This window comes from Pseudaquabacterium inlustre, from assembly GCF_038066595.1.
In the GTDB taxonomy this organism is placed as follows: domain Bacteria; phylum Pseudomonadota; class Gammaproteobacteria; order Burkholderiales; family Burkholderiaceae_C; genus Pseudaquabacterium; species Pseudaquabacterium inlustre.
This window is the reverse complement of the sequence record NZ_JBBUTH010000001.1, coordinates 786,877-800,471: the sequence shown is the minus strand read 5'-3', so window position 1 is coordinate 800,471 and position 13,595 is coordinate 786,877. Positions and strand designations below refer to the sequence as shown.

The following is a 13,595-nucleotide window of genomic DNA, read 5'->3' as shown; positions in this document are numbered from 1 at the left end:
GGCCCGGTGGGTCGCCGGCGTCAGGGTTGGGTCACGCGCTCTGCGACACTGCGCACCATGACCGCCAACACCCTGCCCGACGCCGGAGCCGGACGATTGAGCGCCTCGGTGCGCTGGTTGCTGATCGGCATGGCGGCGGTGGTGCTGGCCGCGGCACTGGGTGCCGCGCTGCAGGTGCACCAGCGCCACCAGGAGCTGGCCGTCGAGCGCCTGCATGCCGCCGCCGCGGTGCGGCAGGCGCGCCTGAAGGGCTGGCTGCAGTCGCGCATGGGGCTGGCCCGCTTCCTGTCGGGCAGCCCGCTGTGGGCCGAGCTGTACCTGCGGCCGGCCGAGCCCGGTGAGCCCGCTGGTCCGCTGCGCCTGCTGGGGCGTGCCCAGGCCTTCTTGCAGGCCAACGGCGGCGAGAACGTGCGTGTGTTCGACGCCGAGGGCGAGGTGGCGGCGGCCGGACCCGGTGCGCCGGCGCTGTCGCCCGGGCTGCGCGCGGTGGTGCGCGAATCGCTGCGCAGCGGCGAGCTGCGGCTGCTGCCGTCGCACATCGTGCTGCCTGTCAGTGGGGCCGGCGGGGCCGGCGCAGGCGGCGTGTCCCCGCGTGTGGACGTGGTGATGCCGCTGCTGGCCACCGGCAGCCCGGCGCGGGCGGCCGTGGTGTGGCAGGTGGACACGCGCCGCGAGCTGGGCCCCATGCTCGACACGCCCGACCAGGGCGCCGGCATGCGCGCCCAGGCCACGCTGTGGCTGCGCGACGAGGCGCAGCTGCTGGGTGTCAGTGGTGCGGCCGCGGGTGCGGCGGCCGCGCTCTCACCGGCCGCGGTGGCCGTGGACGATGCGCTGCAGCCGGCCGCCCGCGTGCTGCGCGGCCAGTGGCCGGCCGGCCAGGCCCAGGTGTTCGAGGCGCCGCCGGTGGCCGCCGGTGTGCCCGGCCCCGGCCCGGTGCTGCTGCAGCTGGAGGCCATGCCGGGCACCGGCTGGTGGCTGCAGCTGGCGCTGCCGCTGGACGCGGTGCGCGCCCAGGCCTGGCGCGAGTGCGGGGTCATCGGCCTGGTGGCGCTGCTGCTGCTGGGCGTGCTGGGCCTGGTGGCGCGGCTGATGCGCCAGCGCCTGGCGCTGGCCGAGGCGCGCAGCCACGCCCAGGCGCAGCATGAGCGCCTGCAGGCCATGGCCTTGCTGGAGGCCATCGGCCAGCACTCCACCGACGCCATCTTCGCCAAGGACCGCCAGGGCCGCTACCTGCTGTTCAACCGCGAGGCCGCGCGCGTCACCGGCCGCGACGCCGAGGCCGTGCTCGGCCAGGACGACCGCGCGCTGTTCACGCCCGACGAGGCGGCGCAGATGATGGCCAATGACGCGGCGGTGATGGCCGAGGGTGCGGCCCGCCGCTTCGAGGAGCATGTGCAGACGGTGGACGGCCCCACCGTGTTCCTGGCCACCAAGGGCCCGCTGCGCGATGCCGAGGGCCAGGTGATCGGCATGTACGGCATCTCGCGCGACATCACCGAGCTGGCCCGCCTGCGCCAGGACCTGGAGGCCGCGCGCGCCTCGCTGGAGCAGACGGTGGCCGAGCGCACGGAGTCGCTGCGCGAATCGCATGCGCGGCTGGCCGATGCCGAGCGCTTCATCCGCACCGTGCTCAACGGCGTGCCGGGCCGCGTGGCCTACTGGGACAGCGAGCTGCGCCTGCGCTATGCCAACCGCGCCTGGTTCAGCTGGAACCGGCTCGACCCCGACACCTCGCTGGGCCACACCGCCACCGAGCTGCGGCCGAGCTTCGTGGCCGACGGTGTCGAGCAGCGCCTGCGCGAAACGCTGGGGGGCAAGACGCAGCGCTTCGAGCGCGTGACCACGCGCGACGGCGGTCGCCAGGTGCACCAGATGGACCACCTGCCCGACGTGGTGGACGGTCAGGTGCGCGGCGTCATCGTGCTGGCCACCGACATCAGCGACCTGAAGAACGCCTACCTGGCGCTGGAGCAGGCGCGCGACGCGGCCGAGGCTGCCAACCGGGCCAAGAGCGCCTTCCTGGCCAACATGAGCCACGAGATCCGCACGCCGATGAACGCCATCATCGGCCTGGCGCACCTGATCCGCCGCGACAGCCGCGACACGCTGCAGCGCGAGCGCATCGACCGCCTGGGCGCGGCCGCGCAGCACCTGCTGCAGCTGATCGACGACGTGCTCGACCTGTCCAAGATCGAGGCCGGCAAGCTGGTGCTCGACAGCAGCGTGTTCTCGGTCGAGGCGCTGATGGTGCGCGCCTGCGAGATGGTGGGCGAGCGCGCGCGCGGCAAGGGCCTCGAGCTGGTGCTCGACACCGACCACCTGCCCGACCGCCTGCGCGGCGACAGCACGCGCCTGGCCCAGGCGCTGCTGAACCTGCTGTCCAACGCGGTGAAGTTCACCGAGCGCGGCTGGGTGCGCCTGCTGGGCGAGCGGCTGCGCGAGGCCGATGGCCGCGTGCTGGTGCGCTTCGAGGTGCGCGACACCGGCATCGGCATCACGCCCGCCCAGCAGGCGCTGCTGTTCAACCCCTTCGTGCAGGCCGATTCGGGCACCACGCGGCGCTACGGCGGCACCGGCCTGGGCCTGGCGCTCACCCGCCACCTGGCGCGGTTGATGGGCGGTGACGCCGGCGTCAGCAGCGTGCCGGGCGAGGGCAGCACCTTCTGGTTCACCGCGTGGCTGGAGGCCGTCGACCAGCCCGAGGCCAGCGGCGACCACGGCGGCCTGGACCGCCTGCGCGCGCTGCTGGTGGACGACCTGCCCGAGTCGCGCGTGGTGCTGCGTGACCGGCTGGAACTGCTGGGCCTGGAGGTCGAGATGGCCGACTCGGGCGAGGAGGCCATCGCCCGCGTGCAGCGCGCGCTGGCCAGCGGTGGCAGCTACGACGTGCTGCTGATCGACTGGCGCATGGTGCCGATGGACGGCATCGAGACGCTGCACCGCCTGCGCGGCCTGCTGGGCGACGGCACGCCGCCGGCGCTGCTGGTCACCGCCTACGACGACCCGCAGATGCGCCAGCAGGCGCAGGCGGCGGGCTTTGGCGAGGTGCTGGTCAAGCCCATCGGGCCGTCGCTGCTGAACGAGGCACTGCTGCGCAACGTGCTGCGCCGCGGCCAGCCCGTCCAAGGCCAGGGCCAAGGCCCGGGCCGCGCCGAAGGCCTGCTGCGCCAGCGCCATGGCGGCGCCCGCGTGCTGCTGGTCGACGACAACGCCACCAACCGCGAGGTGGCCGCTGAACTGCTGCTGGCTGCAGGCCTGCAGCCCCTGGTGGCCGAGGACGGCGAGCAGGCCGTGGCCATGGCCACGGTGGAGCGGCCGGCGCTGATCCTGATGGACGTGCAGATGCCGGGCATGGACGGCCTGGCCGCCACGCGCGCCATCCGGGCGCTGGTGGGGCCGCGCCTGCCCATCCTGGCGATGACCGCCAACGCCTTTGCCGAGGACCGCGCCGCCTGCCTGGCCGCCGGCATGGACGACCATGTGGCCAAGCCCGTGGACCCCGAGCGCCTGTACGGCGCGCTGCTGCGCTGGCTGCCGCGCGGCGATGCGCTGTCCCACGGGCAGGGCGCCGGGCCCGACGGCGGGGCCGCTGCGGCAACCGCCGCACCTGCTGCACCCGCCGCGCCGGTGCCGCCCACGCTGGCCCCGGCCGACGAGGCCGCGCTGCGCCGGCGCCTGGCCGCCGTGGCCGGTTTCGATGCCGATGCGCTGTGGGCGCGGGTGGGCGGCCATGGCGGCCGTGCGCTGCGCGTGATGCGCAGCTTCCTGCGCCAGTACGCCGACGGCGTGCCCGAGCTGGCCGCCCTGGTGGACGACGTGCCGGCCCTGCAGGCCGCGGCCCATGCGCTGTGCGGCGCCGCCGCCGCGGTGGGTGCGGTGCAGGTGCAGGACCTGGCCGATGCCCTGGACGCGGCCGATCCGGCGCGGCCGCTGATCGATCAGGTGGCCGAGCTCGATGACCGGCTGCAGGCCCTGGTGGCTGAGCTGGAGCGGGTGCTGGCCGAATGCCTGGGGCCGGTGGCCGGCGCAGCGCGCTGAGCGCCTACACCGCGCGGCCGAACCACCACAACCCCAGCCCGGCGCCCAGCAGCATCAGCAGCGCCGCAGCGGCGGCGGCCAGCGCGCTGACCTCGGTCTCCTGCGTCTGCACCACCAAGCGGGTGGACAGGCCCTCGTACACCTGCTGCAGGTCCTGCGCGGTGCCGGCGTAGAAGTAGCTGCCGCGGGTCAGCGTGGCGATGGTCTTCAGCGTCTCCTCGTCCAGGCGCACGCGCATGCTCCAGCCTTCGAAGCCGATGACCTCGCCGGCCTTGGTGCCGATGCCCACGGTGAACACCTTCACGCCATGCTCGGCGGCCATCTTGGCGGCCTCCAGCGGGTCGGGGCCGGTGGTGCGCTGGCCGTCGGTGAGCAGGATCACCGCCGCCGAGCGGAAGCTGCCCGGTTCCACCGGCGCCGGCGGCTTCTTCGCCGGGCCGTCGGCCGGGCTGCCGGGCATGGCGCGCGCGCCGGTGATCTGCGACAGGTCGATGCCCTCGTCGGGGAACAGCGTGGCCAGCGACAGCACCAGGCCCGAGCCGATGGCCGTGCCGCGCTGCAGCTGGAAGCGGTCGATCGCGGCCACCACGTCGTCGCGGCTGAGCGTGGGGGCCTGCACCACGGCGGCGGTGCCGGCAAAGCTGACCACGCCCACGCGCACGCTGCGCGGCAGCCCGGCCACGAAGGCCTTGGCCGCCGCCTGCGCCGCCACCAGGCGGTTGGGCTGCACATCGGCCGCGCGCATGCTGCCCGAGACATCCATGGCCAGGATGATGGTCTGCTGCGACGCGGGCAGCGTGAGCTTGGCCGTGGGCCGCGCGGCGGCCACGATCAGCAGCGCCAGCGCGGCCAGCAGCAGGGCCGGCGGCACATGGCGGCGCCAGCCCGGCCCGGCGCCCTGGGCCTGGCGGATCAGCGCCAGGCTGGGCACCTGCAGCACCTGGCGGCGCCGGCGGCGCAGCAGCGCCAGGTAGCCCGCCACCGCCAGCGGCAGCAGCGCCAGCGCCCACAGCGCCTGGGGCCACAGGAAGTCGAGCAGGTGCAGTGCGGGCAGCCAGTCGGGCATGGTGGTCGCTCGTGTCGTGGGCTAGGTGCAGGCCGTGGCCACACCGCCGCCCAGCCAGGCGGGGGCGCGGCGGGGTGCCGGCAGGCGCTGGCGCTGGCGGCGCAGCTGCACGCAGCGCAGCAGGGCGGGCAGCAGCGCGTCGCCGGTGGCCAGTTCCAGCACGTCCACCGCGGCCTCGGCCAGCTGCTGGCGCAACGCCGCCTCGTGCGCGGTGGCCAGCGCGGCATAGCGGGCGCGAAAGCCTGGGTCCTGCGTGTCCAGCAGCAGCTGTTCGCCGGTTTCGGCGTCCTGCACGGTCAGCAGGCCCAGCGCGGGCAGGGCCAGCTCGGCCGGGTCGTACAGGCGCACCGCCAGCACGTCGTGGCGCTGCGCCAGCCGGCCCAGCGGCGCGGCCCAGCCCGGCGCGCTGATGAAGTCCGACAGCACGAACACCACGCTGCGGCGCGGCATCACCGCCAGGCCGTGCTGCAGCAGGTCGGCCAGGCGGGTGCCGTGGCGGGCCTCCGGCGCTGCGGCGCGCTTGGCGGGGGCCGGTGCGCGCAGCCGCGCCAGCAGCTGCAGCACCTGCGCCCGCCCGGCGCGCGGCGGCAGCACGGCCTCGATGCCCTGGCGGTACAGCACCGCGCCGACGCGGTTGCCGTGGCGCGTGAGCACCCGCGCCAGCGCGGCGGTGAAAGTCTCGGCCAGCGCCCTCTTGCTGCGCAGCGGCGCGGCGGGGTCGGCATCGTCGCTGGCCACGCTGCCGAAGTCCATGCTGCCGCTCAGGTCCAGCAGGAACCAGGCGCTGGCGTCGCGGTCTTCGGTGAACTGGCGCACATGCGGCTGCTGCAGCCGGGCGCTGACGTTCCAGTCGATGTGGCGCACATCGTCGCCGGGCTGGTATTCGCGCAGGTCGGCCAGGTCCAGCCCGCTGCCGCGCCACAGCGTGCGCCAGTCACCCTGCAGCAGGCCGTCCAGGCGTTTGAGCACCGTCCACTCCAGGCGCTGCAAAAGTGCCTCATCGGCCCCTCGCCCGGCGGGTGCGCCGTGCGCTCCCCCGGGGGAATCCGGGTCCGCCTCAGGCTTGCGGGCCATGCTGCAGCGGCTGTTCGGGCGGCTTCACCTGGGCCATCACGCGGGCGATCAACGCGTCGGCGTCCAGGCCCTCGGCCAGCGCTTCGTAGCTGGGCACCAGGCGGTGGCGCAGGCAGTCGGCGGCCAGCGCGCCGAGGTCTTCGGCCAGCGCGTAGCGGCGTCCGCGCATCAGCGCCAGTGCGCGCGCGGCCTCCACCAGCGCGATGCTGGCGCGCGGGCTGGCGCCGTACTGCAGGTACTTCTCCAGCCCGGCCAGGCCGTGCTGGGCCGGCCGCCGCGTGGCGCCCACCAGGCGCACCGCGTACTGGATCAGGCTGGGGTCCACGTACACCGCGCGGCACTGCTGCTGCAGTTCCACCAGCTCGCGGGTGCTGGTGACGGCCTGCACCGTCACCGGCGGGCCGATCACGCGCTGCACGATGACGAACTCCTCCTCGTCGCTGGGGTAGTCGACCAGCACCTTCATCATGAAGCGGTCGACCTGCGCCTCGGGCAGCGGGTAGGTGCCCTCGGTCTCGATCGGGTTCTGCGTGGCCATCACCACGAAGGGCTGCGGCACCGGGTGCGTCTCGCCGGCGATCGTGACCTGGCGCTCCTGCATCACCTCCAGCAGCGCGCTCTGCACCTTGGCCGGTGCGCGGTTGATCTCGTCGGCCAGCAGCAGGTGGGCGAACACCGGGCCCAGCGTGGTGCCGAACTCGCCGGTCTTCTGGTTGAAGATGCGCGTGCCCACCAGGTCGGCCGGCACCAGGTCGGGTGTGAACTGGATGCGCTTGAAGCTGCCGCGCAGCGTGGCCGCCAGCGTGCGCACGGTGAGCGTCTTGGCCAGGCCCGGCACGCCTTCGACCAGCAGGTGGCCCTGGGCCAGCAGCGCGACCATCACGCGCTCGAGGAAGCGGTCCTGGCCCACCACCACGCGCTTGACCTCGTACAGCAGTTGCTCGATCAGCGGGGCCGGCGATTCGGAGGCGGTCATGGGCGTCGGTTCCTGGGGGTCAGAACGGCGGCATGCCGGCCGCCGCGGCGGCGTTCTCGATCGGCACCGCGAAGGCGATGCCGATGAAGGTGCGCTGCTGGTTGGGGTTCATGATCGCGGTGACGATGCCGACCACATGGCCGTCCATCGTCACCAGCGGGCCGCCCGAGTTGCCGGGGTTGGCCGCGGCATCGAACTGGATCAGGTTGCGCATCAGCGGCCCGCCGCCGGGCGCGCGGAACTCGCGCTGCAGGCCCGACACCACGCCGGCCGAGGCCGACGGCCCGATGCCGAACGGAAAGCCCACCGCCAGCACTGCGTCGCCCGGCGCCAGGCCTTGCGTGCTGCGCATCGTGGCGGCGTGCAGGTCGTCGGGCAGCACGGTGGCCTGCAGCACGGCCAGGTCGTTCTCGGGCTGGCGGGCCACCACCACGGCCGGGCTGTCGCTGCCGTCCGAGAACGTGACGGTGATGCGCGCGGCGCCGTCCACCACGTGCAGCGCGGTGAGGATCAGGCCCCGGTCGACGATGACCACGCCGGTGCCCACGCTGCTGGGCTCGGCCTCGTCGGGCGGCGTGCCGGCCTGGGGCCGGGCCGATGGGGGCGAGCGGGTTGCGCGGCCGGGCGATCGGCCCTCGGCCGGTGCGCCATGCCCCTGCACCCGCACCACCGAGGGCAGCACCGCGGCATGGGCCGCGGCCGTGGCGGCGGGCAGGGGCTCGCGGGTGAGCGATTCGCGCAGTGCGGCGTCCAGTGCCTTCAGGCGCGCCGCATCGCCCGCCGCGCCGGCCAGCGGCAGCCGCTGCGTCCAGGCCGGCCAGCCGGCGGCCATGGCCAGCAGCAGCGCGCCCAGCGCCCAGGCCCAGCGCTCGTGCCGGCGCAGCCAGGCCCACCGCACAGGGCGCTGCACCGTGGCCACCGGCGCTGCCCGCACGGGCCCGGCGGAGGCCGGCACGGCCGCAGGCGCGGCACCCGGCACCGTAGCGGCCGGCATGGCACCGTCGCCCCCGGCGACCGGGCGCTGCGGCGAACGGCTGTACAGCGGTGTGCGGGCCTTCATCACCGGCTCCGGCAGCCGTGGCGGGGCTGCGTGCCGTGAAGGTAACACGCACGGCCAGCCCCTGCGCGTGCGGGGGGCTCGGCCCTGGCGCAAGGCATCATCGCGCGATGGCCCGCTGGATCGACACCCATTGCCACCTGGATGCGCCCGAGTTCGACGCCGACCGCGCCGCGGTGGCGCAGCGCGCGCGCGCGGCCGGCGTGGCGCTGCAGGTGTTGCCGGCGGTGATGGCCGGGCACTTCGACGCCGTGCGCAACCTGGCCCATGCCCAGGGCCTGGCCTATGCGCTGGGCATCCACCCGCTGTACGTGGACCGCGCCGCCGATTCCGACCTCGACCGCCTGGCCGAGGCCCTGCAGCGCTGGCGCGACGACCCGCTTCTCGTGGCCGTGGGCGAGATCGGGCTGGACTTCTTCGTGCCCGGGCTGGACGCGGCGCGCCAGCAGCGCTTCTACCTGGCGCAGCTGAAGCTGGCGCGCGACGCCGGGCTGCCGGTGATCCTGCATGTGCGGCGTTCGGCCGACCAGTTGCTGGCCGGGCTGAACCGCGTGCCGGTGGCCGGCGGCATCGCCCATGCGTTCAATGGCAGCGTCGAGCAGGCGCGGCGCTTCACCGAGCAGGGCTTCCGCCTGGGCTTCGGCGGCGCGATGACGCATGAGCGCGCGCTGCAGATCCGCCGCCTGGCCACCGAACTGCCCGAGACCGCCGTGGTGCTGGAGACCGACGCGCCCGACATCCCGCCCGCCTGGCTGTACCGCACCGCCGCCGAGCGTGCCGCCGGCGCCACCAGCCGCAACGAGCCGAGCGAGTTGCCACGCATCGCCGAGACCTTGGCCGCGCTGCGCGGCTGGACGCTGGACGAGACGGCACGCATCACCACGGCCAACGCCCTCGCGGCGCTGCCGCGGCTGGCGGCCTTGATGCCGACGGCGCAGATGCCGACGGCAGAGGCGCCATGAGCGATCGCCTGCTGGGCCTGCCGCCGGTGGCCGATGCGCGCACCCGCGTGCTGCTGCTGGGCAGCTTTCCGGGTGCGGCGTCGCTGGCCGCGCAGCAGTACTACGGCCATCCGCGCAACCAGTTCTGGCCCATCGTCGGTGCGTTGCTCGGCGAGGCATTGACCGCCATGCCCTACGCGCAGCGGCTGGACGCGCTGCGCGCGCATGGCGTGGGCCTGTGGGACGTCTACGCCGCCTGCCGGCGCGAGGGCAGCCTCGACTCGGCCATCGAGCAGGCCGAGCCCAATGATCTGGCGAGCCTGGTGGCGCGCCTGCCGGCGCTGGCCGCCATCGCCCACAATGGCGGCGAATCGGCGCGCAGCCTGCGCATCACGCGCGCCTTTGGCGTGCCGGTGCACCGGCTGCCGTCCACCAGCCCGGCCAACGCCAGCTGGTCTTTCGAGCGCAAGCTCGTCGCCTGGCGCGAGGCGCTGGGCCCCCACCTGACCGCATGAGCACCAAGAAGAAAGCCGCCCGCCAGCAAGACCTGGCCGGCGCCACCATCAGTGAATTCGACGGCGTGCGCTACCTGCACCTGGGCACCGAGTGGGTGCAGGGCGCCATGCGCATCCGCAGCCCCAAGAAGCTGGAGCTGGAGTACATCCAGCGCATGATGGCCTGGATGCTGTGGCGCGAGGCCGGCACGCTGGGCTCCGACGCCGGCTGTGCCGTGCAGCTGGGCCTGGGCGCCGGCGCCATCACCCGCTTCACGCACCAGGAGCTGCGCTGGCCGACCACGGTGGTGGAGATCAACCCCACCGTGCTGGCCGCCAACCGGCTGTGGTTCCACCTGCCGCCCGAGGATGATCGGCTGACCATCTTCGAGGCCGATGCCGGCCACTGGGTGCAGCACGGCGTGGTGCCCGGCCGCGTGGATGTGCTGTGCGTGGACCTGTACGACCACGAGGCCGCCGCGCCGGTGCTGGACGACGAGGCCTTCTACGCCGCCTGCCGCGACATGCTGGCCGAGGGCGGGCTGATGACCGTGAACCTGTTCGGGCGCGACGCCAGCTTCGAGCGCAGTGCGGCGCGCATCGCCGCCGCCTTCGGCAGCGATCAGCTGTGGCAGCTGGCGCCCACCAAGGAGGGCAACACCATCGTCGTGGCCGGCCGCGGCGTGGTGGTGCCCGACCGCGACACGCTGAACCGCCGCGCCGATGCCATCGAAGCGGCGTTCAAGCTGCCGGCGCGCAAGTGGCTGCGGCTGGTGCGACCGTACCGGCCGGGCGAATCGGCCGGGCCGCCCGCATGATCAGTCGAAGCCGCTCTTGCCCCGCAAGGCCTTCACCTGCCCCCGCTGCAGCTTGCCCTCCACCCGCCGGCGCTGCGAGGCGCGCGTGGGTTTCGTCGCGCGGCGGACCTTGGGCACATGGGCGGCCTCGGCGATCAGGGTGCGCAGGCGGTCCAGCGCGTCGGCGCGGTTCAGTGGCAGGCTGCGGTGGGCCTGCGCCTTGATCACCACCACGCCGTCGGCGCTGATGCGCTGGTCGCCCAGCGCCAGCAGGCGTGCCTTCACCGCCTCGGGCAGGTGGCTGGCGGCGATGTCGAAGCGCAGGTGCACGGCGTTCGACACCTTGTTGACGTTCTGCCCGCCGGCGCCCTGGGCGCGGATGGCGCTGAAGTCGAGCTCCTCGTCCAGCGGTTCGAGGGCAGGGGGCAGGTGGCTGGCAAGCATGGCCATGTCATCATCGCCGATGCGCTGCGGGCCGGTGGCCCGGCGCCGGCAAGACATGCAGGAGTGAGCGATGTTCGGTGTGGCTGACTATGGCGCCTTCGTGGTGGCGGTGATCGTGTTCCTGGCCATTCCGGGGCCGGGCAACCTGGCGCTGATCACCTCCACCAGCAAGGGCGGCGTGCGCGGCGGCCTGGCGGCCACGGCCGGCCTGATCGCCGGCGACCAGGTGCTGATGTGGGCCGCCGTGGCCGGCGTGGCCACGCTGCTGGCGGCCGCGCCGCTGGTGTTCAACGCCGTGCAGTGGCTGGGCGCGGCCTACCTGGCCTGGCTGGGCTTTCGCATGATCACCGCCAAGCCCGGCGATGCGCCGCCGATCACCATCACCGCCGGTCACTACTTCCGCCAGGCCTTCACGATCACGCTGCTGAACCCCAAGGCCATCGTGTTCTACATGGCCTTCTTTCCGCTGTTCGTCGACCCGAAGCACCACCAGGGCTTGCTGACCTTCGGCGTGATGGCTGCCACCATCGCCGTGCTCACCTTCGGCTATGCCGCGGTGGTGATTGTGCTGACGCGGGTGTTCGCCGAGCGCCTGCGCGCCAGCCCCACGTTGACGCGCTGGCTCAACCGTGCCGGCGGCACGCTGCTGCTGGGCTTCGGCGTGAAGCTGGCGCTGTCGCGCTGACACCGCCGCGCTGCGGCGCGCCGGTGCGTGCTGTGAACGTGGGGGGCGGCCGCGGCCACCGGCCTGAACCATGACAGCATCCGGCGCACACACACAGCAGCCAAGGCGGGGTGGGGCGCATGCGCAATCTGGTGCTCTTGATCGTGATGGTGCTGGCCGGCGGTGCCGGCTGGTGGGCCGGCAGCTGGAAGGGGCGCGACGCCATCGCCGCGCTCGAGAAGGCGAAAGACCTGGGCGAACAGGCCAAGAAGGCCCACGCCGACGAGACCCAGGCGCTGAAGGCGCGGCTCGACGGCATCCAGGCCGAGTTCGACGCGAAGCAGAAGGCGCGTGACGCCGAGTTCGCCACGGCCAAGGGCGCGCTCGACACTGCGCTGGCGGGGCGCGACCAGACCATCGCCGCGCTGCAGCGCAGCAGCGACGGCAAGCAGACGCGCATCGTCGAGATCGAGAAGCGCGTGGCCGATCCCACGTTGCCGGTGGTCGAGCGCAACACGCTGCAGGCCGAGATCACCCGGCTGCAGGGCGAGGTGCAGGCCGAGCGCGCGCGCATGGCCGGGCTGGAATGTTCCAGGGTGCCGGTGCCGGCCGAGCTGCTGGCGCCGCTGCGGGTGGGGGGCTGAGCATGATGCGCTGTGTCCTGAACGGGGCGGCCCTGGCCGCCATCGCGCTGCTGCTGCCGGGTTGCGCGGCCACGGTGGTCAAGGCCCTGCCCACGCTGGACTGCCCGGTGGCGCCTGAGCTGCTGCAGGCCCGCTGCGCCGCGCCGGCACCGCTGGCCGACGGCATCAACTACGGCCAGGTGCTGCAGATCGCCCAGCAGGACCGCAAGGCCCTGGCCGACTGCGGCGCACGCGAGGCCGCGCTGGTGCAGAGCGTGCAGGCCTGCCGGCAGGCCATCGCCCGCTACAACCAGGCCGTGGCCGACAGCGAGCGCGCCGTCAACGCGCCGCGCTGACCGCGCGGGCCGGCGGCGTCCTGCGGGCGTGCGGCCCGGCGCCGCTAGCATCGGGGTTTCGCCCACTGCCCGCTCACCATGGCCGCCAGCCTGCTCGCCCTGCTCGACGACATCGCCACCGTGCTCGATGACGTGAGCGTCATGACCAAGGTGGCGGCCAAGAAGACCGCCGGCGTGCTGGGCGATGACCTGGCGCTCAATGCCCAGCAGGTCAGCGGCGTGCGCGCCGACCGCGAACTGCCGGTGGTGTGGGCCGTGGGGCGCGGCTCGCTGGTCAACAAGGCCATCCTGGTGCCGGCGGCGCTGCTGATCAGCGCGCTGGCGCCCTGGGCCATCACGCCGCTGCTGATGGTGGGCGGCGCCTTCCTGTGCTTCGAGGGCTTCGAGAAGCTGGCGCACCGCTGGCTGCACAGCCGCGAAGACGACGAAGCCCGGCATGCCGAGCTGACCCAGGCGCTGCACGATCCGTCGGCCGACCTGGCCGCCGTGGAGAAGGACAAGATCAAGGGCGCCGTGCGCACCGATTTCATCCTGTCGGCCGAGATCATCGCCATCTCGCTGGGCACCGTGGCCACCGAGCCGCTGGCCCGCCAGGCCTCGGTGCTGGTGATGGTGGCGCTGCTGATGACGGTGGGGGTTTACGGCCTGGTGGCCGGCATCGTGAAGATCGACGACGCGGGGCTGTGGCTGTCGCGCCGGCCCGGCGCCCTGGCCCAGACCATCGGCCGCGGCCTGCTGGCCGCCGCGCCCTGGCTGATGAAGGGCCTCACCGTGGTGGGCACCGCGGCCATGTTCCTGGTGGGCGGCGGCATCCTGGTGCATGGCATCGGGCCGCTGCACCATGCGCTGCAGGGCTGGACGGCCACCGCCGGGCCGCTGACGGGCGCGCTGGTGGAGAACCTGGCCAACGCCGCGCTGGGCGTGGTGGCCGGCGCGCTGGTGCTGGGCGCGGTGACGGCCGTGCAGCGCCTGCGCGGGCGCTGAGCCCGGCCGGTCGCGCGGGGGAATCGCGCGTCAGATCGCGCGGCCCCGTCGCCGGCAGGGCCGGCCGGGACGGGTAGCATC

The 13,595-nt window shown here is 74.1% G+C and carries 13 protein-coding genes; 8 read left to right on the top strand and 5 right to left on the bottom strand.

Translation table 11 applies throughout. From position 1 onward, the window contains the following. Positions 1 to 57: 57 nt before the first annotated feature. Positions 58 to 4,038 (top strand): response regulator, encoded by a 3,981-nt coding sequence (locus AACH10_RS03515; protein WP_341408969.1) that lies wholly within the window; start codon positions 58 to 60, stop codon positions 4,036 to 4,038. Between the two features lie 4 nt (positions 4,039 to 4,042). On the opposite strand, the gene AACH10_RS03510 is transcribed toward AACH10_RS03515, so the two are convergent. The 4 genes from AACH10_RS03510 to AACH10_RS03495 are packed head-to-tail and all read right to left on the bottom strand — an operon-like array spanning position 4,043 to position 8,214. Beyond that, positions 4,043 to 5,104, bottom strand: a complete 1,062-nt coding sequence (locus AACH10_RS03510; protein ID WP_341408968.1) for a VWA domain-containing protein — start codon at positions 5,102 to 5,104, stop codon at positions 4,043 to 4,045. Between the two features lie 21 nt (positions 5,105 to 5,125). Beyond that, complete coding sequence (locus AACH10_RS03505; protein WP_341408967.1) at positions 5,126 to 6,178, bottom strand: DUF58 domain-containing protein; 1,053 nt, start codon at positions 6,176 to 6,178, stop codon at positions 5,126 to 5,128. Next, positions 6,162 to 7,154, bottom strand: coding sequence for an AAA family ATPase (locus AACH10_RS03500; protein ID WP_341408966.1), 993 nt, complete (start codon positions 7,152 to 7,154; stop codon positions 6,162 to 6,164). Before AACH10_RS03500 ends, AACH10_RS03505 begins: the two co-directional genes overlap by 17 nt. A gap of 19 nt (positions 7,155 to 7,173) precedes the next feature. After that, positions 7,174 to 8,214: a S1C family serine protease gene (locus AACH10_RS03495; RefSeq protein WP_341408965.1), complete on the bottom strand. Its 1,041-nt coding sequence runs from the start codon at positions 8,212 to 8,214 to the stop codon at positions 7,174 to 7,176. 107 nt (positions 8,215 to 8,321) lie between these two features. Here AACH10_RS03495 and AACH10_RS03490 point away from each other — a divergent pair, with 107 nt between their 5' ends. Genes AACH10_RS03490 through AACH10_RS03480 form a run of 3 tightly spaced genes read left to right on the top strand, consistent with a single transcriptional unit; the run spans position 8,322 to position 10,464 of the window. After that, positions 8,322 to 9,173 (top strand): TatD family hydrolase, encoded by an 852-nt coding sequence (locus AACH10_RS03490; protein WP_341408964.1) that lies wholly within the window; start codon positions 8,322 to 8,324, stop codon positions 9,171 to 9,173. Next, positions 9,170 to 9,667 (top strand): DNA-deoxyinosine glycosylase, encoded by a 498-nt coding sequence (locus AACH10_RS03485; RefSeq protein ID WP_341408963.1) that lies wholly within the window; start codon positions 9,170 to 9,172, stop codon positions 9,665 to 9,667. Before AACH10_RS03490 ends, AACH10_RS03485 begins: the two co-directional genes overlap by 4 nt. Further along, entirely contained in the window at positions 9,664 to 10,464 is an 801-nt protein-coding gene (locus tag AACH10_RS03480) for a class I SAM-dependent methyltransferase (protein ID WP_341408962.1), read from the top strand. The genes AACH10_RS03485 and AACH10_RS03480 overlap by 4 nt, the downstream gene beginning before the upstream one ends. On the opposite strand, the gene arfB is transcribed toward AACH10_RS03480, so the two are convergent. Further along, positions 10,465 to 10,887 (bottom strand): alternative ribosome rescue aminoacyl-tRNA hydrolase ArfB, encoded by a 423-nt coding sequence (gene arfB, locus AACH10_RS03475; protein ID WP_423228556.1) that lies wholly within the window; start codon positions 10,885 to 10,887, stop codon positions 10,465 to 10,467. 70 nt (positions 10,888 to 10,957) lie between these two features. Between arfB and AACH10_RS03470 the strand changes: the two genes are divergently transcribed. The 4 genes from AACH10_RS03470 to AACH10_RS03455 all read left to right on the top strand — a co-directional run bounded on the left by AACH10_RS03470 (position 10,958) and on the right by AACH10_RS03455 (position 13,514). Further along, positions 10,958 to 11,572: a LysE family transporter gene (locus AACH10_RS03470; RefSeq protein ID WP_341408960.1), complete on the top strand. Its 615-nt coding sequence runs from the start codon at positions 10,958 to 10,960 to the stop codon at positions 11,570 to 11,572. Positions 11,573 to 11,691: 119 nt separating this feature from the next. Beyond that, the gene (locus AACH10_RS03465) at positions 11,692 to 12,195 is read left to right on the top strand and encodes a hypothetical protein (RefSeq protein WP_341408959.1); all 504 of its coding nucleotides are present in this window, start codon (positions 11,692 to 11,694) and stop codon (positions 12,193 to 12,195) included. 2 nt (positions 12,196 to 12,197) lie between these two features. After that, positions 12,198 to 12,530 (top strand): hypothetical protein, encoded by a 333-nt coding sequence (locus tag AACH10_RS03460; RefSeq protein ID WP_341408958.1) that lies wholly within the window; start codon positions 12,198 to 12,200, stop codon positions 12,528 to 12,530. Between the two features lie 78 nt (positions 12,531 to 12,608). Continuing rightward, the gene (locus tag AACH10_RS03455) at positions 12,609 to 13,514 is read left to right on the top strand and encodes a DUF808 domain-containing protein (protein ID WP_341408957.1); all 906 of its coding nucleotides are present in this window, start codon (positions 12,609 to 12,611) and stop codon (positions 13,512 to 13,514) included. The last annotated feature ends 81 nt before the right edge of the window (positions 13,515 to 13,595 follow it).

What these genes read in the sequence shown, in the direction of transcription:
- AACH10_RS03490 (WP_341408964.1), top strand. Translation starts at nt 8,322, where the DNA reads ATGGCCCGCTGGATCGACACCCATTGCCACCTGGATGCGCCCGAGTTC.
- AACH10_RS03460 (WP_341408958.1), top strand. Translation starts at nt 12,198, where the DNA reads ATGATGCGCTGTGTCCTGAACGGGGCGGCCCTGGCCGCCATCGCGCTG.
- AACH10_RS03455 (WP_341408957.1), top strand. Translation starts at nt 12,609, where the DNA reads ATGGCCGCCAGCCTGCTCGCCCTGCTCGACGACATCGCCACCGTGCTC.
- AACH10_RS03485 (WP_341408963.1), top strand. Translation starts at nt 9,170, where the DNA reads ATGAGCGATCGCCTGCTGGGCCTGCCGCCGGTGGCCGATGCGCGCACC.
- AACH10_RS03505 (WP_341408967.1), bottom strand. Translation starts at nt 6,178, where the DNA reads ATGGCCCGCAAGCCTGAGGCGGACCCGGATTCCCCCGGGGGAGCGCAC.
- AACH10_RS03470 (WP_341408960.1), top strand. Translation starts at nt 10,958, where the DNA reads ATGTTCGGTGTGGCTGACTATGGCGCCTTCGTGGTGGCGGTGATCGTG.
- AACH10_RS03480 (WP_341408962.1), top strand. Translation starts at nt 9,664, where the DNA reads ATGAGCACCAAGAAGAAAGCCGCCCGCCAGCAAGACCTGGCCGGCGCC.
- arfB (WP_423228556.1), bottom strand. Translation starts at nt 10,887, where the DNA reads ATGCTTGCCAGCCACCTGCCCCCTGCCCTCGAACCGCTGGACGAGGAG.
- AACH10_RS03515 (WP_341408969.1), top strand. Translation starts at nt 58, where the DNA reads ATGACCGCCAACACCCTGCCCGACGCCGGAGCCGGACGATTGAGCGCC.
- AACH10_RS03465 (WP_341408959.1), top strand. Translation starts at nt 11,692, where the DNA reads ATGCGCAATCTGGTGCTCTTGATCGTGATGGTGCTGGCCGGCGGTGCC.
- AACH10_RS03510 (WP_341408968.1), bottom strand. Translation starts at nt 5,104, where the DNA reads ATGCCCGACTGGCTGCCCGCACTGCACCTGCTCGACTTCCTGTGGCCC.
- AACH10_RS03500 (WP_341408966.1), bottom strand. Translation starts at nt 7,154, where the DNA reads ATGACCGCCTCCGAATCGCCGGCCCCGCTGATCGAGCAACTGCTGTAC.
- AACH10_RS03495 (WP_341408965.1), bottom strand. Translation starts at nt 8,214, where the DNA reads ATGAAGGCCCGCACACCGCTGTACAGCCGTTCGCCGCAGCGCCCGGTC.